General features: G+C 70.3%; 17 protein-coding genes. 4 read left to right on the top strand and 13 right to left on the bottom strand.

Features of this window, described 5'->3' with window-relative positions; genetic code table 11:
* Positions 1-119: 119 nt before the first annotated feature.
* From ACYVIO_RS42850 to ACYVIO_RS42815, 8 genes are all read right to left on the bottom strand, one after another.
* Positions 120-1,769: an aldehyde dehydrogenase family protein gene (locus ACYVIO_RS42850; RefSeq protein ID WP_460656778.1), complete on the bottom strand. Its 1,650-nt coding sequence runs from the start codon at positions 1,767-1,769 to the stop codon at positions 120-122.
* Positions 1,766-2,647: an ATP-binding cassette domain-containing protein gene (locus ACYVIO_RS42845; RefSeq protein ID WP_460656777.1), complete on the bottom strand. Its 882-nt coding sequence runs from the start codon at positions 2,645-2,647 to the stop codon at positions 1,766-1,768. The genes ACYVIO_RS42850 and ACYVIO_RS42845 overlap by 4 nt, the downstream gene beginning before the upstream one ends.
* A 443-nt stretch (positions 2,648-3,090) precedes the next feature.
* Positions 3,091-4,212: an ABC transporter ATP-binding protein gene (locus ACYVIO_RS42840; RefSeq protein WP_460656776.1), complete on the bottom strand. Its 1,122-nt coding sequence runs from the start codon at positions 4,210-4,212 to the stop codon at positions 3,091-3,093.
* Positions 4,209-5,066, bottom strand: a complete 858-nt coding sequence (locus tag ACYVIO_RS42835) for an ABC transporter permease (protein ID WP_460656775.1) — start codon at positions 5,064-5,066, stop codon at positions 4,209-4,211. Before ACYVIO_RS42835 ends, ACYVIO_RS42840 begins: the two co-directional genes overlap by 4 nt.
* A complete protein-coding gene (locus ACYVIO_RS42830) occupies positions 5,063-6,010 on the bottom strand; it encodes an ABC transporter permease (RefSeq protein WP_460656774.1) in 948 nt (315 codons plus the stop codon). Before ACYVIO_RS42830 ends, ACYVIO_RS42835 begins: the two co-directional genes overlap by 4 nt.
* A 153-nt stretch (positions 6,011-6,163) precedes the next feature.
* On the bottom strand, positions 6,164-7,675 hold the full coding sequence (locus ACYVIO_RS42825) for an ABC transporter substrate-binding protein (RefSeq protein ID WP_460656773.1): 1,512 nt from the start codon (positions 7,673-7,675) through the stop codon (positions 6,164-6,166).
* Between the two features lie 163 nt (positions 7,676-7,838).
* Positions 7,839-8,345 (bottom strand): hypothetical protein, encoded by a 507-nt coding sequence (locus ACYVIO_RS42820; protein ID WP_460656772.1) that lies wholly within the window; start codon positions 8,343-8,345, stop codon positions 7,839-7,841.
* Positions 8,346-8,920: 575 nt separating this feature from the next.
* Positions 8,921-11,551, bottom strand: a complete 2,631-nt coding sequence (locus tag ACYVIO_RS42815; RefSeq protein ID WP_460656771.1) for an MXAN_6230/SCO0854 family RING domain-containing protein — start codon at positions 11,549-11,551, stop codon at positions 8,921-8,923.
* Between the two features lie 404 nt (positions 11,552-11,955).
* Between ACYVIO_RS42815 and ACYVIO_RS42810 the strand changes: the two genes are divergently transcribed.
* Positions 11,956-13,209 carry an MFS transporter gene (locus ACYVIO_RS42810; RefSeq protein ID WP_460656770.1) on the top strand — a complete coding sequence of 418 codons (1,254 nt, stop codon included), beginning with the start codon at positions 11,956-11,958 and terminating at the stop codon, positions 13,207-13,209.
* A gap of 66 nt (positions 13,210-13,275) precedes the next feature.
* Here ACYVIO_RS42810 and ACYVIO_RS42805 read toward each other — a convergent pair whose 3' ends face one another.
* Entirely contained in the window at positions 13,276-13,452 is a 177-nt protein-coding gene (locus tag ACYVIO_RS42805) for a DEAD/DEAH box helicase (protein ID WP_460656769.1), read from the bottom strand.
* Between the two features lie 116 nt (positions 13,453-13,568).
* On the opposite strand from ACYVIO_RS42805, the gene ACYVIO_RS42800 reads away from it, so the two are divergent.
* A complete protein-coding gene (locus ACYVIO_RS42800; protein ID WP_460656768.1) occupies positions 13,569-14,894 on the top strand; it encodes a GGDEF domain-containing protein in 1,326 nt (441 codons plus the stop codon).
* A 141-nt stretch (positions 14,895-15,035) separates the two neighbouring features.
* Here the strand turns inward: ACYVIO_RS42800 and ACYVIO_RS42795 are convergent, their stop codons facing one another.
* Together ACYVIO_RS42795 and ACYVIO_RS42790 are read right to left on the bottom strand one after the other, a co-directional pair.
* On the bottom strand, positions 15,036-15,389 hold the full coding sequence (locus tag ACYVIO_RS42795) for a hypothetical protein (RefSeq protein WP_460656767.1): 354 nt from the start codon (positions 15,387-15,389) through the stop codon (positions 15,036-15,038).
* 45 nt (positions 15,390-15,434) lie between these two features.
* Complete coding sequence (locus ACYVIO_RS42790) at positions 15,435-16,421, bottom strand: zinc-binding dehydrogenase (protein ID WP_460656766.1); 987 nt, start codon at positions 16,419-16,421, stop codon at positions 15,435-15,437.
* Between the two features lie 68 nt (positions 16,422-16,489).
* Here ACYVIO_RS42790 and ACYVIO_RS42785 point away from each other — a divergent pair, with 68 nt between their 5' ends.
* Both ACYVIO_RS42785 and ACYVIO_RS42780 read left to right on the top strand, forming a co-directional pair.
* Positions 16,490-19,795 (top strand): DEAD/DEAH box helicase, encoded by a 3,306-nt coding sequence (locus ACYVIO_RS42785; RefSeq protein ID WP_460656765.1) that lies wholly within the window; start codon positions 16,490-16,492, stop codon positions 19,793-19,795.
* Positions 19,792-21,063 carry an SWIM zinc finger family protein gene (locus tag ACYVIO_RS42780; RefSeq protein ID WP_460656764.1) on the top strand — a complete coding sequence of 424 codons (1,272 nt, stop codon included), beginning with the start codon at positions 19,792-19,794 and terminating at the stop codon, positions 21,061-21,063. The genes ACYVIO_RS42785 and ACYVIO_RS42780 overlap by 4 nt, the downstream gene beginning before the upstream one ends.
* A gap of 4 nt (positions 21,064-21,067) precedes the next feature.
* Here ACYVIO_RS42780 and ACYVIO_RS42775 read toward each other — a convergent pair whose 3' ends face one another.
* Together ACYVIO_RS42775 and ACYVIO_RS42770 are read right to left on the bottom strand one after the other, a co-directional pair.
* Complete coding sequence (locus ACYVIO_RS42775; protein ID WP_460656763.1) at positions 21,068-21,412, bottom strand: iron chaperone; 345 nt, start codon at positions 21,410-21,412, stop codon at positions 21,068-21,070.
* A gap of 3 nt (positions 21,413-21,415) precedes the next feature.
* Positions 21,416-22,393: a GDSL-type esterase/lipase family protein gene (locus ACYVIO_RS42770; RefSeq protein WP_460656762.1), complete on the bottom strand. Its 978-nt coding sequence runs from the start codon at positions 22,391-22,393 to the stop codon at positions 21,416-21,418.
* Between the last annotated feature and the right edge of the window lie 40 nt (positions 22,394-22,433).

The raw sequence follows: 22,433 nt of genomic DNA, 5'->3' as shown, positions 1-22,433 counted from the left end.
GGGATCGGCGGGTGTTCGGGTCGGGCAGCGGGATGAGCCGGCGGGTCAGGGTTTGGCGCGGGTGTTCGGGTCGACGGTGGATGGGGGACGGTGGGCTTGATCGGGGTTGGCCGGTCGGGTCAGGGGTTGGGGCGGATGATGGCCATGCGGGTGGTGGTGAGTTCTTCGATCGCGAAGCGGGGGCCCTCCCGGCCGGTGCCGGAGTCCTTCACCCCGCCGTACGGCATGACGTCGCTGCGGAAGCCGGGGACCTCGTTGACGACCACTCCCCCGACGTCGAGCTGGTCGATCGCGGCGAATGCGGTGGACAGGGACGCGGTGTAGACGGCGGCGTGCAGGCCGTACCGGGTGTCGTTGACGACCTGGAACGCGCTCTCGACGTCGGGGACCGAGCGGATCGCGATGACCGGGCCGAAGATCTCCTCGTCCCAGGCCTGCTGACCGTGCGGGAGGTCGAGCAGGACGGTGGGGCCGATGATCGGGCGCAGCTGATGATCGCCTTCGGCAACGGAATCCGGCGTCGAGGCAACTGGTCCGAAGGCCGGACTGCTGTTGCCTTGGGCAACTGACCTGGAGGCCGGGCTGCTGTTGCCTTGGGCGACTTGGGTTTGGTGGGCGAGAGTGGCGCCGGCGGTGACGGCGTCGTCGATCCAGCGGTTGACGCGGGTGGTGGAGCGTTCGTCGATGAGGGCGGAGACGCGGGTCGCGCTCTCGCGGGGATCTCCGACCTTGACGGCGTCGAGGCGCGGGGTGAGTTCGGCGAGGAACGCGGCGCGGACGGATTCGACGACGATGACGCGCTGGACGCTGATGCAGGCCTGGCCGGACGCGTAGTACCCGCCGCGGACGACCGCGTCGGCGGCTGCGGCGAGGTCGGCGTCTTCGGCAACGACTAGGGCGGAGTTGGAGCCGAGTTCGAGGAGGACTTTGGTGGGGGCCGCGTCGCGCGCGATCTGGTGGCCGACGGCGGCCGAACCAGTGAACGAGACGGCGCCGATGCGGCGGTCCGTGGTGAGGGTCGAGCCGACGTCCACTCCCCCGGTGATCAGCTGTACGGCGGACTTCGGGGCGCCGGCTTCCGCGAGCGCTTCGCGGAACAGGTGGACGAGCCAGAGGGTCGCGAGCGGGGTCTGCGGCGCGGGTTTGACGATGATCGGGCAGCCAGCGGCGAGCGCGGGGGCGATCTTGTGGGCGGCGAGCAGGAGGGGGTAGTTGAAGCCGGTGATGCCGATGACGACGCCGATCGGTTTGCGGACCCAGAAGCCGATCAGGTTCTCGCCGCTCGGGAGGAGGTCGAGGGGGACGGTTTCGCCGTGCAGGCGGGCGACCTCCTCGGCTGCGGTCTGGAGGGTGAGCAGGGTGCGGTCGAGTTCGACCTCGCAGTCGACGCGGGGCTTGCCGGTTTCGAGGATGAGGAGGTTGATGAACTCCTCGCGCCTGGTGGAGAGGGCGGAGAGCGCTCCTTGGAGGGCTGACCTGCGGGTGTACGACGGGAGGTGGGCTACTTGAGAGCGGATGGAGAGCGCGTTCTCGAGGGCTTGGTGGGCGAGGGTTGTGTCGCCGACTGGGGCTTGGGCGATGGCGGAGCCGTCGTACGGGAAGTGCACGGGGGCGGTGGTGGGGGCCTCGACCCAGGACTCGCCGATGGGGAGGCCGGCGGGGAATTGGAGGACTACTTGAGAGGAAGGCGTGGGGCCGGAGGTGGGTGGGAGCGCGGGGTCCGAGGTGGGTGGGAGCGCGGAATCGGGGCTGATGGGGTTCTCGGTCATGCTCGGGCTCCCTTCGGGATGAGGTCTTGGGGAGTGGCGCCGGCGAGGGCTTTGGGGAGGGTGGGGATGGCGGCGACCAGGCGGCGGGTGTACGGGTGGCGGGGGGCGGCGTACACCTCGCCCGTCGTACCGGTCTCGACGATTTCGCCGGCGTGCATGACGGCGACGCGGTCGCAGACGTGCTTGACGACGGAGAGGTCGTGGGAGACGAAGACGAGGGTGAGATCCAGTTCGTCGACGAGGTCGGAGATCAGGTTGAGGACCTGGGCGCGGACGGAGACGTCGAGGGCGCTGACCGGTTCGTCGGCGATGAGGATCTTGGGGTTGGGGGCCAGGGCTCGCGCGATGGAGATGCGTTGGCGCTGGCCGCCGGAGAACTGGTGCGGGAAGCGGTCGCCGGCGTCGGCGGAGAGGCCGACGGCGTCGAGGAGTTCCTTTACGCGGGCGCCTGAGGCGGGGTGGCCTTGGACGACGAGAGGCTCGGCGATGATGTCGCGGACGCGCATGCGGGGGTCGAGGGAGCTCATCGGGTCCTGGAAGACGAGCTGCAGGTTCTCGCGGAGGAAGCGCAGGCGGCGTTCGGGAAGGTTGGTGATGTCCTTGCCGTCGACAACTACCTTGCCTGCTGTCGGGCGGTCGAGGGCGGCGATGATGCGGAGGAGGGTGGACTTGCCGCAGCCGGATTCGCCGACGATGCCGAAGCGTTCGCCTGGTTGGACGTCGAGGCTGACACCACGGAGGGCGTGGACTACCTCGGCGCGTCTGAAGAGTGAGGTGCGGGGGCGCGGGTAGTCGCGGGTGACGTCGGTGACTTTGATGAGGGGGTCTGGGCGGTGTGCCGCGTCGGAGGGGCGTGGAAGCCGGGTGAGCTCAGGCATTGGTTGCTCCGGCGGGGCGGTTGTTGGTCCGTACGGCGGAGTGGGCTGAGGTGGGTGCCCATGCGGCCGGGTGGGTTGTACGGGGTGACGTCGCTGCGGCCGGAGAAGAAGAAGAGTGGGGCTTAGCAGCCGCGGTGGTGGGTGGGGTTGCCTGCGGCGGCTGGGCTGCCGCAGGTGCCCATGCGGCCGGGTGGGCTGTGCGGGGTGAGGCCGCTGCGGCCGGAAGGGAAGAAGAGTGGGTCGGAGCAGCCGCGGTGGTGGTTGGGGTTGCCTGCGCCGGTTGCCCGAGGGCGGTGGGCGAGGTCGGCCAGGCCGGTTGTCCGAGGGCGGTGTGCGATGCGGACCAGGCCGGCTGCCCGAGGACGATGGGCGACGCGGACCGGACCAGTCGGCCGGGGACGGTGGGTGAGGCGGGCCGGGCCGGTTGGGCGGGGGTGGTGGGGTTAGGCATTGGGGGCTCCGGCTGGGTGGTGGCAGGCGTAGCCGGTGGTGGGGGTGCCGGTCCAAGGGGGTGGGGTGGTGCAGAGGTCGGTGGCTTGGGGGCAGCGGGTGCGGAAGACGCAGCCGTTGGGGAAGTGGCCGGCGGCGGGGACGGTGCCTTGGATGGTGGGGAGGCGGCGGCGGGCCGGTTCCGATGAGGTGATCTCGCCGGAGTCGGCGGATTCGAGGTCGGAGGCGGCGAGGAGGCCTTCGGTGTAGCGGTGGCGGGGTGCGGTGAAGACCTGGTGGACGGGACCGGACTCGACCACTCGGCCGCCGTACATGACGAGGACGCGTTGGCAGATCGTGGCGACGACGGCCAGGTCGTGGGTGATGAAGAGCAGGGCTGCGTCGCGGGCGGTGACGCCGCGGAGGATGAGGTCGAGGACCATCGCCTGGACGGTGACGTCGAGGGCGGTGGTCGGCTCGTCGCAGATGAGGAGGGTGGGATCATTGGCGAGGGCAATGGTGAGGACTACTCGTTGCCGTTGGCCACCGGAGAGTTGGTGGGGGTACGCGCGGGCCACGCCGGTCAGTTCGACGCGTTCGAGGAGGTCGATGGCGGCGGCTCGGGCGGTACGGCGGCCGGACCGGGTGTGGTGGATGAGCATCGTCTCGGCGACCTGGTCGGCGATGCGCATGGTGGGGTTGAGCGCGGTCATCGGCTCCTGGAAGACCATCGCCAGGTGGTTGCCGCGGATGCGCGACATGCGGCGTTCGCCGGCGCCGATCAGGTCGTGGTCGATGCCGGTGAGGCGGACGGAGCCGGTGGCGGTGACGTCCTCGGGGAGGAGACCGAGCAGGCTCAGCGCGGTGAGGGACTTGCCGGAGCCGGACTCGCCGATCAGGCCGACCCGCTCCCCCGGGCCGACCGAGAGGTCGACGTCGCTGACCAGTTGCAGGTCGCGGACGGAGACAGTGAGTCCACGCACGGTCAAGACGTCTTGCGCCGCAGCCGCGTCGGGTGAAGGGCCGGGGGCATCCGCGTCCGAGGGCGCCGCGTCAATCGAAGGCTCGGCATCCGCCGAGGACGGGTTGACGGCATCCGCCGGGGGCGGGTTGACGGCGTCCGCCGGGCGGGTCATCGGCGGTCCTCCAGTTTGGGGTCGAAGTGGTCTCTCAGGCCGTCGCCGAGCAGGTTGAAGCCCAGGACGGCGATGGCGATCGCGAGGCCGGGGAAGACGGCTAGGCGGGGTGCGCTGAAGAGGAACTCCTGCGATTCCTGGAGCATCCGGCCCCAGGACGGCGTCGGGGGCGGGGTGCCGTAACCCAAGAAGGAGAGTGCGGCTTCGGCCAGTACGGCGATGGCGAAGGAGACCGAGGCCTGGACGGTGATCAGGCTGACCACGTTCGGCAGGACGTGCCGGACGGCGATGGGGAACGGGCGGCGACCGGCGGCGCGGGCGGCGAGCACGTACTCGGTGCGCATCACCTGCAGACCACCGCTGCGGATCACGCGCGCGAAGCTGGGGATCGTGGCGATGCCGATGGCAACCATCGCGGTGAAGGTGCTCGCGCCGAAGACGGCGCCGAACATGATTGCCAGCAGCAACGCCGGGAAGGCCAGCAGCAGGTCGTTCGCGCGCATGATCAGTTCGCTCGACCAGCGACGCGTCATCGCGGCGAGGATGCCGAGCGGGACACCGATCACGGCCGCGACGCCGACGGCAACGAGTCCGACGAACAGCGTCGTTCGCGAGCCGACCATGAGCTGGCTGAAGATGTCGCGACCGAACTTGTCGGTGCCGAGCCAGTGCGACCACGACGGCGAGGCCAAGCGGCCGGCCGGGTCGACCAGCGTCGCGTCGTACGGCGTCCAGACGAAGGACACCAGCGCGAGCAGGACGATCAACCCAACGATGAAGCCGCCGACGAGCAAGCTCGGGTTCCAGCGGCGGCGACCGCCGACCCGACCGGCCGGGTTGATCGCGGCGCTCATCGACTCACCCGCAGCCGCGGATCCAGCGCGACGTACAGCAGATCAACGAGGAAGTTCACAACCAGTACGGCGACCACGAGCACCATCACCACGGCCTGGACCACCAGGAGATCGCGATTGGACACCCCGTCCAGCAGCAGGCTGCCGAGCCCCGGGATCACGAAGACCCGCTCGACGACGACCGCGCCGATCAGCAACGTCGCAAGTTGTAACCCGAGCACCGTCACGACCGGTACGGCGGCGTTGCGCAGCCCGTGTCGCCATAACGCGCGAAAGGGCCGCAGCCCCTTGGCCCGCGCGGTCCGCAGGTAGTCCTCGCGCAGTACGTCGAGCACGGCCGACCGCACGTACCGCGTCAGCACCGCACCCTGCACCAACCCAAGAGACAGCGCCGGCAGCACCAACTGCCGCAGGAACATCGCCGGATCCTCGGCCGGCGGCGTCCAGCCGTTCGCGGGCAGCCAGCCGAGCTTCACCGCGAACAGCATGATCAGCAGGATCCCGGCCAGGAACGCCGGTACGGCGACGCCCACCTGGGACACCGCCGACAGCGCGAGCCCGGAGAGCTTGCGGTGCCGCGCGGCCATCACCGTCCCGGCCGGCGCGGCGACCAGCAGCGCGATCACCATCCCGACCACGACAAGCCATAACGTGACCTGGAACCGGTCGGTGATCTGCGGCCCGATCTCCGCCTTCGAGATATAAGACGTGCCGAAGTCGCCGTGCAGCAGCCCGGTCAGCCAGTCGACGTACTGGGTCGGCAAGGGCCGGTCGAGCCCGAACTGGCGGCGCAGCTCGGCGACCGCCTCGTCGGAGGCGTTGACGCCGAGCGCGACCCGCGCGGGATCGCCGGGCAGCACGGCCAGGAACGCGAACACCAGCACGGAGCTGACCGCGAGGCTGACCAGCAGCACCGCGGTCCGCTCGACCAGACGCAGGATCACCGCGCCACCAGCTCCGGACCCGTCGTCGACACCAGCTCCGGGCGCGCTCGCGGCACCAGGTCCGAAAGCGCTCGCGGCACCAGGTCCGAAAGCGCTCGCGGCACCAGGTCCAGGCGCGCCGGCTCCGGGTTCATCGCGCCACCGATCGACGGATCATCGCGACAGCGTGGACAGGTCGAGCGACTCGGTGATCGCGTTCTGCGGCAGGCCCTTCACGTCCTTGTCGGCGACCATCAGGTTCGGGATCAGGAACAGCCAGTCCGCGGCCGCCTGCTCGGACAGCCGGCGGGCAGCCTTCTTCATCTCGCTGACCTGCGTCGCCTCGTCACCGGCGTCGGCCGCGGCCAGCTCGGCCTGCAGCGTCGGGTCGTCGTACCGGGTGTAGTACTTCGCGTTGAAGACGGCGCCCAGGTCGCGCGGCTCGACGTGCGCGATGATCGACATGTCGTAGTCGGCGTTCTTCAGGACGGCGGTCAGCCACGCGGCCGGGAACTCGAGCTGGTCGATCTGCACCTTCAGCCCGGCCTGCTCCAGCTGGCTCTTCACCACCTGGCCGCAGGAGGTTGCGTACGGCAACGTTGGCAAGCGCAACCGAAGGGTCTTGCCGGTGGCACCTGCTGCCTGCAGCAACGACTTCGCCTTGGTCAGGTCGTACGGCGCGACGCTGGTCAGGTCTTCGTACCAGGGGTCGGTCGGCGGCACCATGCTGCCGATCAGCTTGCCGCGGCCGGCCCAGCAGGTGTCGAGCAACGCCTTGTGGTCGATCGCAGCCCGGACGGCCTGGCGGACGCGGAGGTCCGACAGCGGCGCACGGGAGTTGTTGAACGACAGCAGGACCTCGCCGTTCGTCGTACCTTCGATCACCTGGTACTTGTCGTTGCTGGTGAACTGACTCAGCGCCTCGGGCGCCTGGACCGTGCCGATCACGTTGATCGTGCCGGTGAGCAGCGCGTTGTTCAGCGCGGTCGGGTCCTTGAAGTACTTCAGCGTGACCTGGCCGAAGTGCGGCTTGGTCCCCCAATAGGCGTCGTTGCGCTGCAGCACGATCGAGTCGCCGCGCTTCCACGCGCCGAACTTGTACGGGCCGGTGCCGACCGGGTCGGTGGCCAGCTTGTCGACGCCGGTCTTGGAGAACATCGCGCCGATCCGCGTCGTCATCTTGAACAGCCAGTCGTTGCTCGGCTTGGCCAGTGTCACCTGCAGCTCGGTCGGCGAGACCGCCTTCGCGGTCTGGACCACGTCCATCGCGGACTTCAGCGAGGTCGTCCACGCCGTCTTCACCCGGTCGATGCTGAACACCGCGTCGTCGGCGGTGAACGCCTGCCCGTTGGTGAACTTCGCGTTGTCGACCAGCGTGAAGCTGTACGTCTTGCGGTCGGCCGAGACCTTCCAGGACGTGGCCAGGTCCGGCACGATCTTGCCGGTCTCGTCCTGCTTGACCAGCCCGTTGTACACGTTGCCGAGCAGCGCCTGCGGGATCGCGGCACCGTCGGTGGTGGTGAAGTCCAGACTGGCCGGCTCGGCGACCAGCCCGATCGCGAGCGAGTCGTCCGCGCCGGGCGACCCCGACCCCGAGGACGAGCCGGAACCGGCCGAGCAGGCCGCGACGGCCAGCAACGCGGCCGATCCGAGCAGCGCGACCACGGGGCTGAAGTAGGACTTCACGCAAGAACTCCTGAACTGGTCGGAGGGTGTGGCCCCCTAGTCTGCCGCTCGACAAGCAGCAGACCCGGAGCCACGCCCTCGGGCAAACCGGTTCACTAGGTTCGTCCGCGCGTTTGCAGGTGTCAAGGACCTTCCGGCCGTACGTCGTACGGCCGGACGCCGGTCAGGTGTCGTGTTCCACTACGCGGACTCTGGGGACCTTGAGTTCCTTGCGGGCCCGGGTGGGCCAGTCGGAGCAGACGAAGCGGGCGGCGGTCTCCGGCCAGGCGACGACGACCACCTCCTGGCTCTTGGTGCTGTTCACCAGGGTGCGCAGCGCGAGCAGGATCTCGCCGTGGGTGATCGACACGTTGACCGAGCCGGGGTTGCGGCCGCGGAGGCGGCGCGAACTGTGTTCGATCACCGACGCGAGGTCGTACTGCGGGTCCGCGAGCGCGGTCGCCGTACCGGAGTGGGCGCGGTTCTGCACGGCACCGCCGGACAGCCCGGCGACGTCGGCGAAACTGGACCCGAGCAGCGCCATCGGTCCGGCGATTCCCTCGGTCGGATGGCTGGAGACGAGCAGGTGGTAGTGCACTGCGTCGTCATGTCTCGCGTGCAAGGCGGCGACCCTTGCAGCGTCGCCCTCGCTCATCTCACGTTCGATGAGCACCACCACGTCGTAGGTCATGGTTGGCTCCCTTCGCCGACACTTCCTTTGTACTCCGGTCCCGCAATTCCGTCGCCGCCGAACCGCGGCACGTCACCGGAATGTGAAACTCCGCAACCTTCCCGCGATCCCCTGCATCGGGGTGAGTGAGCCGGGCGGTGGTGCCGCCGGTGGGTGAGAGGCCGGCGGCACCGCCGCTTGGTTCGGGGGCTGGTGGGAGTGGAAGGGCGGGGCTTACGGGGGTTGGTACTTGGAGTGGGGCGCGGGGGCGGTACGTCGGGGCGGTGGCGCGTACGGGGGTTGGTACTTGGAGTGGAGCGCGGGGGCCGGTACGTCGGGGTGGTGGCGCGTGCGGGGGTTGGTACTTGGAGTGGAGCGCGGGGGCCGGTACGTCGGGGTGGTGGCGCGTGCGGGGGTTGGTACTTGGGGTGGGCGGGGGCCGGTACGTCGGGGTGGTGGCGCGTGCGGGGGTTGGTACTTGGGGTGGGCGGGGGCCGGTACGTCGGGGCGGTGGCGCGTGCGGCGATGGGCGCGGGAGCAAGCGCGGGCCTGGGGACCCCGGGGTCAGGGCGGGCGCGCGGGGGCTGGGGCGGTCGTCAGTGGGTGGTGAGGCGGGCCCTCGTGTCGGGGGTCAGTGGGGAGAGCAGGGCCGGGGCTGCGATGAGGTTGTGGGTGGTGGGGTCGAGCAGGCGTGGGTGCAGGGCGTAGACCGTCGCGCCGGGTGGCGGGTTGAGGTCGTCGGTGGTGATGACGGCGACGAAGTCGGCGCGCTGGGCGGCGTCGGTGTCCCAGACGCGGTCGGGTTCGCGGCGGGTGGTGAGGCGGTGGGCGAAGGTGGTGGTGTCCTCGTCGGGGGTGCGGACGTAGCCGACGACGGAGCCGTCGGCGCAGCGGACCACGACCTCGTCAGTGCGGGCGGCCGCGTGCCAGCAGGCGATCTCCCAGAGGGAGACGCGGTCGCCGGAGCCGTGGACCTCCTCGAGGGCGGCTGACATCAGGGCGAGCTGCCCGGCGTACTTGGCGATGCTGTGGCGGTACCCGGCGGCGCTGAGGTTGACGTCGTACCAGCGCAGCTCTTTGGTGTGCAGGTCGACGCCGAACGGCATCAGGATCTTCGCCGGGCCGGCGAGGTCGAAGCGGTCCTCGACGGCGATCGGGTCGAACAGCCCGGACGGGCGGCGCATGACGCCGGCGAAACCGCGCTGCAGGCGGTCGAAGGGGACGTTGTTGTAGCTGAAGACGACAGGCAGCAGGTACCGCCCGCCGACTCGGCGTACGGCGGTGAGGTCGAGGTCGACGAACTCGGTCGCGCCCAGCGGGCCGGGGGCGGACGTGAGGTCGCCCGAGTGCACCAGCGCATCCTGGTCGAAGCGCAGGCGGGTGTAGTCGCAGAGGCCGACGAAGCGCCACTCGGTGTCGAAGACCGCGACGGACAGGTCGAGATCGACCCGCTGCCCCGCAGGCTCCTGCCAGTGCAGGAACAGGCGCAGCTCGTCGTCGATCGGGATCGGCTGGGCGCTCCCCCGGGTCATCCGCAGCAGCGTCGACGACGCTCCGCGCTCACTGCCGGGAGCGGCGAGCAGGTTGAGGTCTTCGTCGAGGAAGGCACGACGCAGGCGCGGCAAAGCGGTTGCCCTGCGCAACAGTTCGGAGACCAGCAGACCGGCCAGCGCCGCGGCGAGCGGTGCTGGGAGCGGGTCGCGTTCGTCGACGGTGGTCCAGACCTTCGTCGTACCGCCGCGGGGGAAGAACAGACGCAGATCGCCTGGTGGGGTGCGGATCTGGCCGAGTGCGGCGGTGAGGACGACGGGCGAGACGTCGGAGACGGCGGTGCCGAGGGCCTCCACCAGTACGCCGTGCGCGTCGGGCGGAAGCACCCGCGCGAGGTGGACGAGCCGACGGACGAGCTCGCCCGGGCGCTGGCGCAAGAGGTCCAACGCAGCGACAGGGCGATCCGCCGCGAACGCACCCTCGACCCGGCTGGCGAAGGTGCTGGTCGCAAGCCGCACGCCAACCGAAGTGGCGGAGGCGGACGCAGCTGACGCGCCAGAGGCAGTGGCGGAGGCAGAGGCAGAGGGCGCAGGGTGCTCGAGCCGGATCCACGGCTGGCGCGCGACCTCGGAGAGTACGGCGCGGTGCGCGGGAGTTGCCGGGTCGAGGGTCGTGCCGCGGATCAGGGCGAAGGCGGTCGCTGCCGACGGGTAGCGGGCCGCATGCTCGAACGGGTGGAGGTTTTCGGCGAGACGCTTCCACGTGCGCTCGTGGCGGTGGAGGTCCTCGACGAGAGCTTCCAGCGGCACACGGTCGAGGCGCGACAGGATCGTGCGGCGGACGGAGCGCGGCAGCGAGCGTCGTCGTACAGGCGGAGTGCGGAGGCCCGGATCGGCGTCCATCAGCACGTAGAGCAGACGGAGCGCGTCAGTGGCCGTTTCGACCAGGTCGATCACCGACGGATGCTGCTGCATCAGCTGAGCGACGACGACCGCGCGGGTTTCGCGGACCGGGATGACCGGCGGGAGCCAGGTCGGGTCGGCGTCCTGCAGCAGTACGGCGAGGTCGGCGCGATCGACCACGGACAAGGGCGATCGGCGCGCGAGCAGGTCGGCGGCCGTGGTCTGCGCGGCATCAAGCGGCGCCAGGCCGAGCAAACGGAGACGGTCCCCATCCACTGGGTCAGCCGGCACCTCGTCGAACGACGGCTCGAGGAACGGGTCGTCGGGGTCGATCCGCTGCAGGCACAGCGGGCAGGCGCTGAAGTCGGAGCCGTCCCAGCACGACCGGCAGACCAGGTGGGCGCACGGGGAGACGGCGTGGACCTTGTCGACCTCACCGCACAGCACGCACGGCTGCTCGGGCTCCTGCAGCAGCCGGGCGAAGACGCGGTTGATGTAGAAGGTCTCGGTGTTGCCGGGCACGCTCTCCGGGAAGCCACGGAACAGCGGGACGTGCTCGGCGTCCGCACCGGACTCCTGGTCGAGCAGCGCGAGCAGGTCGCGTCCGAAGCCGGTCAGGGCCAGCGGGTTCAGGCCGGCGGCGTACCGGTACAGCGCGACGGACGTCAGGAAGCCGCGCTGGATCAGGTCGGCCTGCAGTGCGCCGAGGCCGGCCTGCGTGGTCAGCGGTCGCTTCAGCCACTGCCAGGCGGAGCGCCGGACCGGTGGGGTGAGGCGGTCGCCGTCGACCAGTCGTCGGCGGCGCAGCAGCACCGCGGCGAGCGCGTCCGGCATCGAACCTCCCGGCAGTGGGCGAAAGAAGACAGCGCCAGGGGCGGAGAGCGGACGCGCTACTAGGCCTTGGAAAGGAGAAGGAAGCACGTCCAGGAGCCGCCCCTGGCAAGAAGAACGCTACCGTCCGCCACCGACAGTTTTTAGAGATCCGGGGAGCGATGCTCGACCCGGGAGAAAGACTCCGGTACCAGGGTCGGGGCCGCCCCGCCCAGACCCCGGTACCGAAGGACTCCAGGATAGAGGGCCCGGACAAGCGCATCGACACCCGGGCAGGAGATGTGGCACTGATTCGCCGCGAGCAAACCCTTGATCCACTGGTGGTGTCAGGAAGGTCACGCCGAAGGGATTCCCCTGTCGTCACAGCGGGCAGGTGTGGCAGCACGGATTGTGGTTAAGGTCTCTGCATGGTTGGTGGGGTGGGGGTCGAGCGTGCGCGCTGGCGGGACGTGTTCGGGCAGACGGAGTTCAGGGCGTTGTTCCTGGCCGGGATCCTGTCCGTCGCCGGTGACCAGCTGGCCCGGGTGGCCCTTTCCGTCCTCGTCTACGAGCGCACGGCGTCAGCCGGACTGACCGCTCTCACCTACGCCCTGACCTTCATCCCGGACCTGGTGTTCGGCCCGTTGCTGGCCGGTTTCGCCGATCGCTACCCGCGTCGCCAGGTGATGATCGTCACAGACCTCGCGAGGGCCGTCGTGGTCGCCCTGATGGCGATCGAGGCACTCCCCCTGTGGTCGGTCATCCTGCTGCTGCTGGGCCTGCAGGCGTTCGGCTCGCCGTTCAACGCCGCACGCGCCGCCACGCTGCCCGTCGTACTGCCGGGCGACCACTACGTGCTGGGCAAGGCCGCCAACGACATGGTGGTGCAGTTCAGCCAGGTGCTCGGCTTCGGGACCGGTGGGGTGATCGTGGTCGCCGTCGGCGTCTCCGGCGGCCTGCTGCTCGACTCCGGGACGTTCCTGCTGTCCGCTCTGCTGATCGCTCTCGGCGTACGGAGTCGCCCGGCTCCGACGAAGGAGGGCGTCAGCGACGAGCCGCGACGCAGCTACTTCAGCGACCTGGCCGCCGGTACCTCTCTAGTACTCCGTACGCCGAAGCTGCGCGCGCTGATCTCCCTGGCAGCCGTCGCCGGCTTCTACGTCACTGTGGAAGGCCTCGCCGTCCCGTACGCCGACGCCATCGGCCAGGGCAAGGAGGCGTCGGGCCTCCTGCTGGCCGCCAGCCCCGCCGGCGCCGTACTGGGCATGTGGCTGATCACCCTCCTGCCGCCGGAGCGCAGGATGAAGCTGATCGGGCCGCTGGCGGCAGGCGCGTGCGTCCCACTGGTGCTGTGCGCGCTGGAGCCCCGCCTGCTGCCCACTGTCGGGTTGTGGGCGCTGTCGGGCCTCGCATCGGCGTACCACCTGCCCACGAGCGCTGCCTTCGTCCAGGCCGTGCCGGACCACCAAAGGGGACAGGCCTTCGGTGTGGCCAGCACTGCTCTGAAGAGCAGCCAAGGGCTCGGCATCCTGCTCGCGGGCGCGCTCGCAGAACCGCTCGGTGCACCGCGGGCGCTCGCCGTGATGGGCGTCGCGGGCACCCTGGCCGCGGTCGCGGCAGGCACTGCCTGGGCACGTGCCCACCGGGCTGCGACCGATCCCGGTCAAATCACCGTGAAGTGAATTCCGAATTCCGTTTCCGGAATCACCGGGTTTGAATGTAAGAGGGCAGTAAAGATTTACCGACCGTCACCAGTCGTTGCTGGCCGTACGGACATTTCCGACGAACCAGTCGTTGCTGCCGCCGACGAGCCAGTCGTTGCTCCCACCGGTGAACCAATCGTTGCTCCCACCAGCGAACCAGTCGTTGCTGCCACCGGTGAACCAGTCGTTGCTGTGTCCCGTGACGCGCGTCGCCTTAGCCATGATTCTCGACCCTTCCGAACAACTGTTTGAGGATTACCCCGGGGGTGGGGGTGACCTGAAGTGAGCAAACCACTACGATGACTGCAATACCGTTCAGGCTGAACAGTGTGAGGCTAATGATGATTCTGATCGGTCGGAGCGGTTGGGTGCCACCCCGGCAATGGAAACTGTGGTCCCTGCCGCCCACCGCTCTGGGCTACGTGATCGCGGTCGACGCGGTCGCGTTCGTGATCACGGCGCTGGCCGTCCGCTCGACGGTGCTGAGCGGCCCGATCACCAGTGCGGAGTGGACGGCGTTCGCCGTGCTGGCGGTCGCGTCGACGTTGCACCTGGAGTCCGCCCGCGGGATCGAGCGGCGCCGGGAGATGGCCGCCAACACGTCCCCGCACACGAACCTCAAGTGCCTGTGGTTCTTCGCCAGCCTGCTGCTGCTGCCGTTGTCGCTGGTGATCCCGCTGGTCGTGCTGTCGTACCTGTACTCCTGGTTCCGGGTCTTCGGGCGCACGATCGCGCACCGCAAGATCTTCTCCAACTCGACCTGCATCCTGGCCAGCGCCGCTGCCGCCGCCGTACTGCGTGGCGGCGGTCTGATCAGCGAGCCGCGGGTGCCGACCGACTTCTGGTCCCTCCTCGTGGTCCTGGCCGCCGCGGCGACCTGGTGGCTGGTGAACTACGCGCTGGTCGTCGGCGCGATCCTGATCTCCTCGCCGGAGGCCAAGGCCAAGGACGCGCTCGGCGAGCTGTCCCACCAGCTGGTGATCTGCGCCGGACTGGGTCTGGGCATCGCGATCGCTGCGCTGCAGTCGTCGTACCCGTGGGTCGTCCCGGTCCTGATGGTGACCGTGCTCGCCCTGCACCGCGACCTGCTGCTGCCGCAGTACCAGCGGGCTGCCGGCGTCGACGTGAAGACCGGCCTGGCCACGCCGTCGTACTGGGCGAACGCCGTGCCGCTCGAGCTCGCGCGGGCCGAGTCCCTGCGCAGCAGCGTCGGTCTGCTGATGCTGGACCTGGACAAGTTCAAGGAGATCAACGACACCTACGGGCACCCGGCTGGTGACCGGGCGCTGCGGGCCGTCGGTGAGAGCGTCCGCGCCGAGGTGCGGCAGGGCGACCTGGTCGCCCGTGTCGGTGGTGACGAGCTGGCGGTGCTGCTGCCCGGTGCGTCCGAGGTGGAGGTGCTGGAGGTCGCCGAGCGGATCCGTGACCGGCTCAGCGCCCTGACCGTCTCGGTGGAGACCGTCGCCAACCGGACCGCGATCATCAGCGGCGTCCCGGCGTCGTTCGGTGCCGCCGTCTACCCCGACGTCGCCGGCACCATGGACCAGCTCATCCTGGCCGCCGACAACGCCCTCCTGACCGCCAAGCGCGGCGGCCGCAACCAGATCGTCTCGGCCCGCCCCAACCCGCCGGCGCCGGTCGACCCCCAGCCGATCGACAACTGACCCACCCAGGGCACGCCGCCGGGCGCCCGTAGTACGACACCGTCGGCGTGCTCGAGGTTCGGCCATGGCGGGACCTCCCTACAGGGATGGTGCCCGCACTGGCCCTTCCGCTAACGCAAACGTCAACTGCCGCGTGCTCAGCTAGGCGTGGTCCCCGTCCAGCAGCTCGTGCAGCTGGGCGACGGCCTCGGTGATGTCGTCGTAGCTCTGCTGAGCGGCTCGGGACTCCGCACTGATCACACCGCAGCGGTGCACCCGCCGGAAATCGCCGTACGGGAACTTGTAGCGCCCCTTGGTCTCCTCGCCCATCGACGTGTCGACACCGAGGTACCACTGGGCGTAGTCGTCCCAGCCGTGCTTGTCGAGGTAGTCGTTCTCCTGGTCGGCGCTGGGCGCGTGCTCGCTCCAGTCGTCCCGCTCGTCGCGCTGGAGCTGCCCTTGCTTGATCAGGTGCTTGGCGTGATCGAGGGCCTTCTTGTTGAGTTCGACAGTCATCGGTAGAACCTCCTCACCCGGCCCGGTTCCCCCGGTGGCGGTTGGCTAACGGATGCGAATCAGGGCCTTGCCGACGAGTTCGCGGGACGTCATGGCTCGGTGGGCGTCGGCTAGCTGGTCCAAGGGGTAGATACGGTCGATGACCGGGACGAGGTCGCCTTGGGCGGCTCGGGTAAGGACCTGGGCGGCGGAGACGGTGGTTGTGGTGGTGTCGACGCGGAGGTCGCGGATGCCCTTGACGGTGATGCCACGGCGCTCGGCGTCGGTTTCGTCGTACGCCGCGAAGCCGCCGCTGGGAGCACCGTGGGCGGAGAACCAGCTGTGGTCGGCGGCGACCGTGAACGCGGTGGCGCCGAGGGTTCCGCCGGCGCCTTCGAAGGTGATGTCGGCGCCGGCACCGTTGGTTGCCTCTAGCACCAGTTTGTCCCAGCCTGGTTGGCTGTAGTCGATCACCACGTCGGCGTGGTGGGCCTTCACCAGATCGAGCTTGGCCTGGCCCCGGGCCGCGGCGATGACGTGGGCCCCGGCCTGGTGGGCGAGCTGGACGAGGAGGATGCCCATGCCGCCGGCTGCCGCGGTGATCAGGACGTGCTTGTCCTTGAGGTTGGGGGCGAGCTCTTCCAGCATGAGCGCGGTGTAGCCGTCGCCGGAGACTGCCACGGCGGTTTCCAGCGTCAGTCCGTTCGGGACTTCGAGCAGGCCTTCCGCGGGGGCGACGGCCTGTTCGGCGTGGGCGCCGAAGGATGGTGTGCGGCCGGTGACGGTCTTGCCGATCCAGTCCGTGGTGACGCCGTCGCCGACCGCGCGGACGACGCCGCCGAAGGAGCTGCCGGGCACGTACGGCGGGGTGACGTCGAAGAAGCCGCCGTGCAGGCCGGAGCGGATCGCGGTCTCGACGAAGATCAGGTCGGTGAGCTGGACGTCGACGAGGACTTCGCCGGGGCCGGGCGTCGGGGTCGGTAGGTGCTGGAGCTGGATCACGTCGGCGTCGCCGAAGGCGGTCACCACTGCTGCGCGCATGGTCGTTGTCATGCCGCTACGGTGCTACCTGAACTATGGTTGAGGTCAAGTTGTCGGTGCGGCCGCGTACCCTCCCTTGCGTGGTCGAGGTCGTCTTCCTGCCTGCTGACCCGCCGCGCGCGGGGCGGCTTGCGCTGTACGGCGAAGGCGTGGTCGGGGACGAGCGGATCGAGCTGGTGCAGCCGCGGGGTGAGCGCGTACGGCGGGTGCTGGTGCCGGCGAAGCTGCTGACGATCGAGGAAGCGATCGAGTATTTGAGTGTCGGCGAGGTCAGCGCTGCGGGGGCTGGTACTTGGAGTGAGTCGGGCGCTGGGGCTTGGGGCGAGGCAGGTGCTGCGGGGGCTGGTACTTGGAGTGAGTCGGGTGCAGCTGCAGACGAGGCTGGCGGACCTGCGGGGGCTGGTACTTGGAGCGAGTCGGGCGCAGCTGTAGACGACGCGGGCGGCGCTGCGGGGGCTGGTACTTGGGGCGAGACGGGCGCTGGGGGTTGGGGCGAGGCCGGTGCGGGGGCTGGTGCTTGGGGCGCGGCGGGCGCAGCTGTAGACGAGGCGGGGAGTGGGAGTCGGCGGGCGTGGGCGGCTGCGCTCTGGGCTGGGTTTGGGCTGATTGGGCGGGGGCGGATCGTTCCTGACGTGAGTCCGGCGGGGTTCGGTGCTTGGCGGGTGGCTCCGTTGGATCCGGTGGATCGGGGCTGGCTGAAGAAGCTTGCGGCGGCGATGCCGGCGTACGGGCATGCTTTGGCGGTCGAGGGGTCGAGGCCGTTGCGGCTGGTTGGGGCTGACGAATTGGTGCGGGCGTTCTGGGACGCACTGGCCGACATGCTGGTGAGGACTCCTGCGGCGGCGGTCGCCGTACGGGCTAGTGCGGGTGCGTTCGCTGAGATCGAGCCGCGTGAGCTGACCGGCCCGACCGAGTGGCTGACTGAGACGGCGCTGGCTGAGGAGGCCGGGGCGCGGCTGGTGCTGCGGATCGAGCCGCCTGACCACCTGGAGGACTTCCGGGCCGTGCTGCAGCTGCGCAGTGGAGTCGACCCGAGCCTGCTGGTCGACGTGGCTGACGTGTGGAGCGCGCCACCCGCCGTACTGGCCGCACTGGGTGAGCGGGCCGAGACGGACCTGCTGCTGGCGTTGCGGCGCGGCGCACGGGTCTGGCCTCCGCTGACTGCCGCGCTGGAGGACGCAGCGCCTTCTGACATCACCATCGACGACGACGCGCTGGATGACCTGGCTGCGGACAGTACGGCGCTCGACGGCGCGGGGATCGAGGTGCTCTGGCCGGCTGAGCTCTTCGCTGGTGAGCTGGCTGTGCGTGGCTCGGTGCAGGCGACTCCGACTCCTGCTGCGGTGAGTGGGCCGGATTTCAATCTGCAGGACCTGCTGGCGTTCAAGTGGCGGCCGACGCTGGACGGGTCGGAGCTGACCGAGCAGGAGATCACCGCACTGGCCGAGGCGAAGCGTCCGATGATCCGGATGCGCGGCCGCTGGGTGCGCATCGACCAGGACCTCGTCCGCAAGCTCCGGCGGGGTACGTCGCGCAAGCTGACCGGTGCTGAGGCACTGGCCGCTGCGCTGACCGGCCGGGTCGAGGTCGACGGCGAGCTGGTCGCGTTCGAGCCGAGTGGTTCGCTGGAGACGATGGTCGACCGGCTGCGCACGGGTCCAGGAGCCAACCGAAGCGACGACGCCCGCGATCCGTCGCCCGCCGAGCCCGGGGCCGGGACCGCGGCCGGGACCGGGGCCGGGACCGCGGCCGGGACCGGGGCCGCGGCCGGGACCGGGGCCGCGGACGGGACCGGGGCCGCGGACGGGACCGGGGCCGCGGACGGGACCGGGGCCGCGGACGGGACCGGCGCCGCGGACGCGGACGAGCTCGGGCCGACAGCGGACGAGTCCGCCGACGAGAGCGACCTCTTCGCCGAGCCCGCGGGGCTACACGCGACGTTGCGCGACTACCAGCGCCGCGGCGTCGCCTGGATGGCGCAGCTCGCCGAGCTCGGCCTGGGTGGCTGCCTCGCCGACGACATGGGCCTGGGCAAGACGATCCAGGTGATCGCACTGCACCTCCACCTGTCCGGCCGCGGGCGCGGCCCCACGCTGGTGGTCTGCCCGTCGACGCTGCTCGGGACCTGGGAGCGCGAGTTCGCCAAGTTCGCGCCTGACGTCGCCGTACGGCGCTATCACGGCGGCGCTCGGTCGTTGAGCGATCTCGGCGAGGACGAGGTCGTGCTCACGACGTACGGCGTCGTCCGGCAGGACCACCGGGTGCTCGGCGAGATCCGCTGGGGCCTGGTCGTCGCCGACGAGGCGCAGCACGCGAAGAACCCGCTCTCCCGGACCGCCCGCTCGCTGAGAACGTTGCCCGGAGCAACCAGACTCGCCCTGACCGGTACGCCGGTGGAGAACCGCCTGTCCGAGCTGTGGTCGATCCTGGACTGGGCCGCGCCCGGTCTGCTCGGCACGCTCGAGCGGTTCCGCCAGAGCCTCGCCGTACCGGTCGAGCGGTACCACGACGCCGAGGCGACCGCTCGCCTCGCGCGGGTGACCCGGCCGTTCCTGCTCCGCCGACGCAAGATCGATCCGGGCATCGCGCCGGAGCTGCCGCCGAAGACCGAGCACGACGTCGTCGTACCGCTGACGACCGAGCAAGCGACGCTGTACCAGGCTGTCGCGCGGGAGACGCTCGCGCGGATCGAGCAGGCGAAGGGCATCGAACGCCGCGGGCTCGTGCTGAGCCTGCTCACGCAGCTCAAGCAGGTCTGCAACCACCCGGCGCAGTTCCTGCACGAGCCCGGCCCACTCCCCCGGCGGTCCGGCAAGCTCGCGGCCTTGGACGAGTTGCTCGACGTGATCCTGGCCGAGGGCGAGTCGGTGCTGATCTTCAGCCAGTACGTCGAAATGGGCCGGCTGATCGAGGCGCACCTGGCGTCGCGGCAGATCGGGTCGCTGTTCCTGCACGGCGGCATCGGCGTCCGGCGGCGCGAGCAGATGGTCGAGCAGTTCCAGGCCGGCGAGCAGCAGGTGTTCCTGCTGTCGCTCAAGGCGGGCGGGGTCGGGCTGACGCTGACCAAGGCGACGCACGTCGTGCACTACGACCGCTGGTGGAACCCGGCGGTCGAGGACCAGGCGACCGATCGCGCGTACCGGATCGGCCAGGATCAGCCGGTGCAGGTGCATCGACTCGTCACGGAGAACACGCTGGAGGACCGGATCGCGACCGTGATCGCGGCCAAGCGCGACCTCGCGGACGCGGTCGTCGGCTCGGGCGAGGCGTGGTTGAGCGAACTGTCCGACACCGAGCTGACCGAGTTGGTCGAACTGTCGACCACGCCGGTGAAGGCGGGCGCCGCGAGCTTCCACAACCCTTCTGCTGTTGGGAAAACGCCATGAGTCCGGAGGACCGCGCGCCCTGGCGCGGCTGGCGAGGCGGCGGCGAGAACGCCGGACTGCCCGCGGTCAAGGGACCGGGTGCGCGACGTCCGTTCGGTACGACGTGGTGGGGCAAGGCGTGGCTCGAGGCGTTGGAGCAGCGGGCGCGGCTCGATCCGAACCGCCTGGGCCGCGGCCGGTCGTACGCGCGGCGCGGCAGCGTGCTGGAGCTGACGGTCGATCCGGGCGTCGTACACGCCGAGGTGCAGGGCAGCCGCGTCACGCCGTACGGGGTGACGGTGGAGATCAGGGCGTTCACCGACGCCGAGTGGGACGCCGTGCTCGACATCGTGTCGGCGCAGATCGGGCGGGTCGCCGCGCTGCTCGACGGTGAACTGCCGCCGGAGCTCGTGGACGACGTACAGGCTGCTGGGCTGGATCTGCTGCCGGGCGCGGGTGAGGTGCGGACTGCGTGCAACTGCCCGGACTTCGCCGTGCCGTGCAAGCATGCGGCGGCGGTCGCCTACCTGATCGCGGATGCGCTGGACGACGATCCGTTCGCGTTGATGCTGCTGCGCGGGCGGCGGCGTGACGAGCTGCTCGACGCACTGCGGGCGCGGCGGAAGACGGCGCCGAGCACGGTGAAGGTGAAGCCGACCGGCGTACTGGCTCGGAAGGCTTTTGCTGCGACGCCGGGTCAGGTGCCGACGCCGTTGCGGCCTGGCGGGCAGCCGGGCGTGCCTGCGGCGGTGCTCGCGTTGGCGCCGCCTCGGTCGTCGGGTGTCGAGGGCTCGGATCTGGTCACGCTCGCGACGGATGCCGCGCGGCGCGCGTGGGAGTTGGCCGTTGGGGACGGCGGGTTGTCGTTGACCTTCGAGCAGGATCTCGCGCGGCGGGCTGCGGAGGTGCTTGGCCGGTCGGCGTTGGCCGATCTCGCGCATCGGGCCGGGGTGTCTTCGCGGAAGCTGACGAACTGGGCGGTTGCGTGGCGGGACGCTGGGCCGGGTGGCCTGGCGGTTGCGGCCGAGTCGTTCAAGCCGGAGCCTGGCGCGTTGGCCGAGGGCGAGACTGCGTTGGCGGCGCTCGACAACGACGGCGGTCGGTTGGCCGGTGCGAGTCGCGGCCCGGCGTGGGCCGATGCGCCGCGAGTCGACAAGAACAGGGTGACCTCGGGGCGGCGGCAGCTGCGGCTGGGGCGCGACGGGCTGTGGTACCTGTTCACCGAGCACTTCGGCGACTGGACGCTGGACGGTCCGCCGGCGGCGGATCCGCAGGAACTGCTGCGCTAGGCCGTCAGCGGGAGTCGACGTACGCCTGCGCGAGCCGGGCGATCACGTCGTACGGGATCGGCTGGTTGAGCGGGAATTTCAGCGTGCCCTTGCCCGCGACGTACGGCGCGATCGCCGCCGCGAGCTCGTCGTCGACCGGCGGGACCGGGTACAGCGAGACGTGCTGCTTCCAGCCGCTGAAGTGGACCAGCGACTTGCCGTCGAGCGTCAGCGTCGGCATCTGGTACGCGATCTTCTCCCCCGCGTCCGGTACGGCGTCGTGCAGCGTCTTCCGGATCCGCTCGACCACCGGCCGGACGTCCGCGGGCAGCGCGGCCAGGTACTCGTCGATCGTTGCGAAGTCCGCCATACCTCAGCGTAGCCGCAGGCCCGTGATCTCCTGCAGCACCGGGATCAGGCGGTCGGCGATCTTGGCGTGACCCGTGACCGAGGGGTGCAGGCCGTCGGTGCAGTCGGCCTCGGTGATCCAGCCGGTGGTCGGCACGTAGTGGACCGCCGGGTCGTCGAGCGACTTCACACCGGTCTCGATCTCCACGGCGTACCTGCCGCTGAACGGGCTGACGGCAACGATCGTGCTCGTCGGGTACGCCGTACGGACGACTCGCAGGTAGTCGGCGTACTGCTCGGGGCTCAGCGTGTCGTCGTTCACGCCGAGGTTGAGCACGACCAGGTCGGGAGCGGCGATCCGGAGCGCGCGGGAGCCGGCGAAGTTCCAGCCGAAGGATTCCGGACCGGCCGGGACGCCGCCGTTGCCCGGCTTGATGACGCCTTGCCGGCCGAAGCCGACCTGGTACGACGTGGCGCCGAACGCGCGGGCGGTCAAGTAGGCGAAGGCCTTCGTCCCGTCAGCGCCCGCCGACTCGGGATCCTCGCTCAGGGCGCGCACGCCCTGGGTGATCGAGTCGCCGTAGAACTCGAACCGCGGACCGCCCGGCTGCGCCCCGAGCCGCAGCGTCGTCCGGTCGTCGAGGATCAGCCCGGCGAAACTCACCGCGCAGGCGAACGGCGGCTCCCACCGGTTGACGAACTCGTTGACGTCCTTCACCACGAGCTCGACCGTGTGCCGGCCGTCGTCGACGCTCAGCTCGAGCACTGGCTGCTCGATCAGGTGCAGCGTCGGCTCGCCGTCGTCCACGGTGACCCACAGGTGCGGCGCGACCTCGAGCCCGTCGGTGTCGAACAGCACCTGCAGCCCGGTCCCGCTGAACCCGAACGACATCCGGGACCCAGAGTTGACCGTGACCGCCAGCCCCGGCTGGTGTCCCCACTGTCCCTCCAGCAGGATCCGCGGATCCCCCGGCGCGACCACTTCACCCGGCACGAACGTCACGTCACTCTCCCTGTTCACCGACGACCGAACCAATTCTCCC

It is taken from the genome of Kribbella endophytica, from assembly GCF_054781295.1.
This window is presented reverse-complemented; position numbering and strand designations above follow the sequence as displayed.

What these genes read in the sequence shown, in the direction of transcription:
- ACYVIO_RS42850 (WP_460656778.1), bottom strand. Translation starts at nt 1,769, where the DNA reads ATGACCGAGAACCCCATCAGCCCCGATTCCGCGCTCCCACCCACCTCG.
- ACYVIO_RS42845 (WP_460656777.1), bottom strand. Translation starts at nt 2,647, where the DNA reads ATGCCTGAGCTCACCCGGCTTCCACGCCCCTCCGACGCGGCACACCGC.
- ACYVIO_RS42840 (WP_460656776.1), bottom strand. Translation starts at nt 4,212, where the DNA reads ATGACCCGCCCGGCGGACGCCGTCAACCCGCCCCCGGCGGATGCCGTC.
- ACYVIO_RS42835 (WP_460656775.1), bottom strand. Translation starts at nt 5,066, where the DNA reads ATGAGCGCCGCGATCAACCCGGCCGGTCGGGTCGGCGGTCGCCGCCGC.
- ACYVIO_RS42820 (WP_460656772.1), bottom strand. Translation starts at nt 8,345, where the DNA reads ATGACCTACGACGTGGTGGTGCTCATCGAACGTGAGATGAGCGAGGGC.
- ACYVIO_RS42815 (WP_460656771.1), bottom strand. Translation starts at nt 11,551, where the DNA reads ATGCCGGACGCGCTCGCCGCGGTGCTGCTGCGCCGCCGACGACTGGTC.
- ACYVIO_RS42810 (WP_460656770.1), top strand. Translation starts at nt 11,956, where the DNA reads ATGGTTGGTGGGGTGGGGGTCGAGCGTGCGCGCTGGCGGGACGTGTTC.
- ACYVIO_RS42805 (WP_460656769.1), bottom strand. Translation starts at nt 13,452, where the DNA reads ATGGCTAAGGCGACGCGCGTCACGGGACACAGCAACGACTGGTTCACC.
- ACYVIO_RS42800 (WP_460656768.1), top strand. Translation starts at nt 13,569, where the DNA reads ATGATGATTCTGATCGGTCGGAGCGGTTGGGTGCCACCCCGGCAATGG.
- ACYVIO_RS42795 (WP_460656767.1), bottom strand. Translation starts at nt 15,389, where the DNA reads ATGACTGTCGAACTCAACAAGAAGGCCCTCGATCACGCCAAGCACCTG.
- ACYVIO_RS42790 (WP_460656766.1), bottom strand. Translation starts at nt 16,421, where the DNA reads ATGACAACGACCATGCGCGCAGCAGTGGTGACCGCCTTCGGCGACGCC.
- ACYVIO_RS42780 (WP_460656764.1), top strand. Translation starts at nt 19,792, where the DNA reads ATGAGTCCGGAGGACCGCGCGCCCTGGCGCGGCTGGCGAGGCGGCGGC.
- ACYVIO_RS42775 (WP_460656763.1), bottom strand. Translation starts at nt 21,412, where the DNA reads ATGGCGGACTTCGCAACGATCGACGAGTACCTGGCCGCGCTGCCCGCG.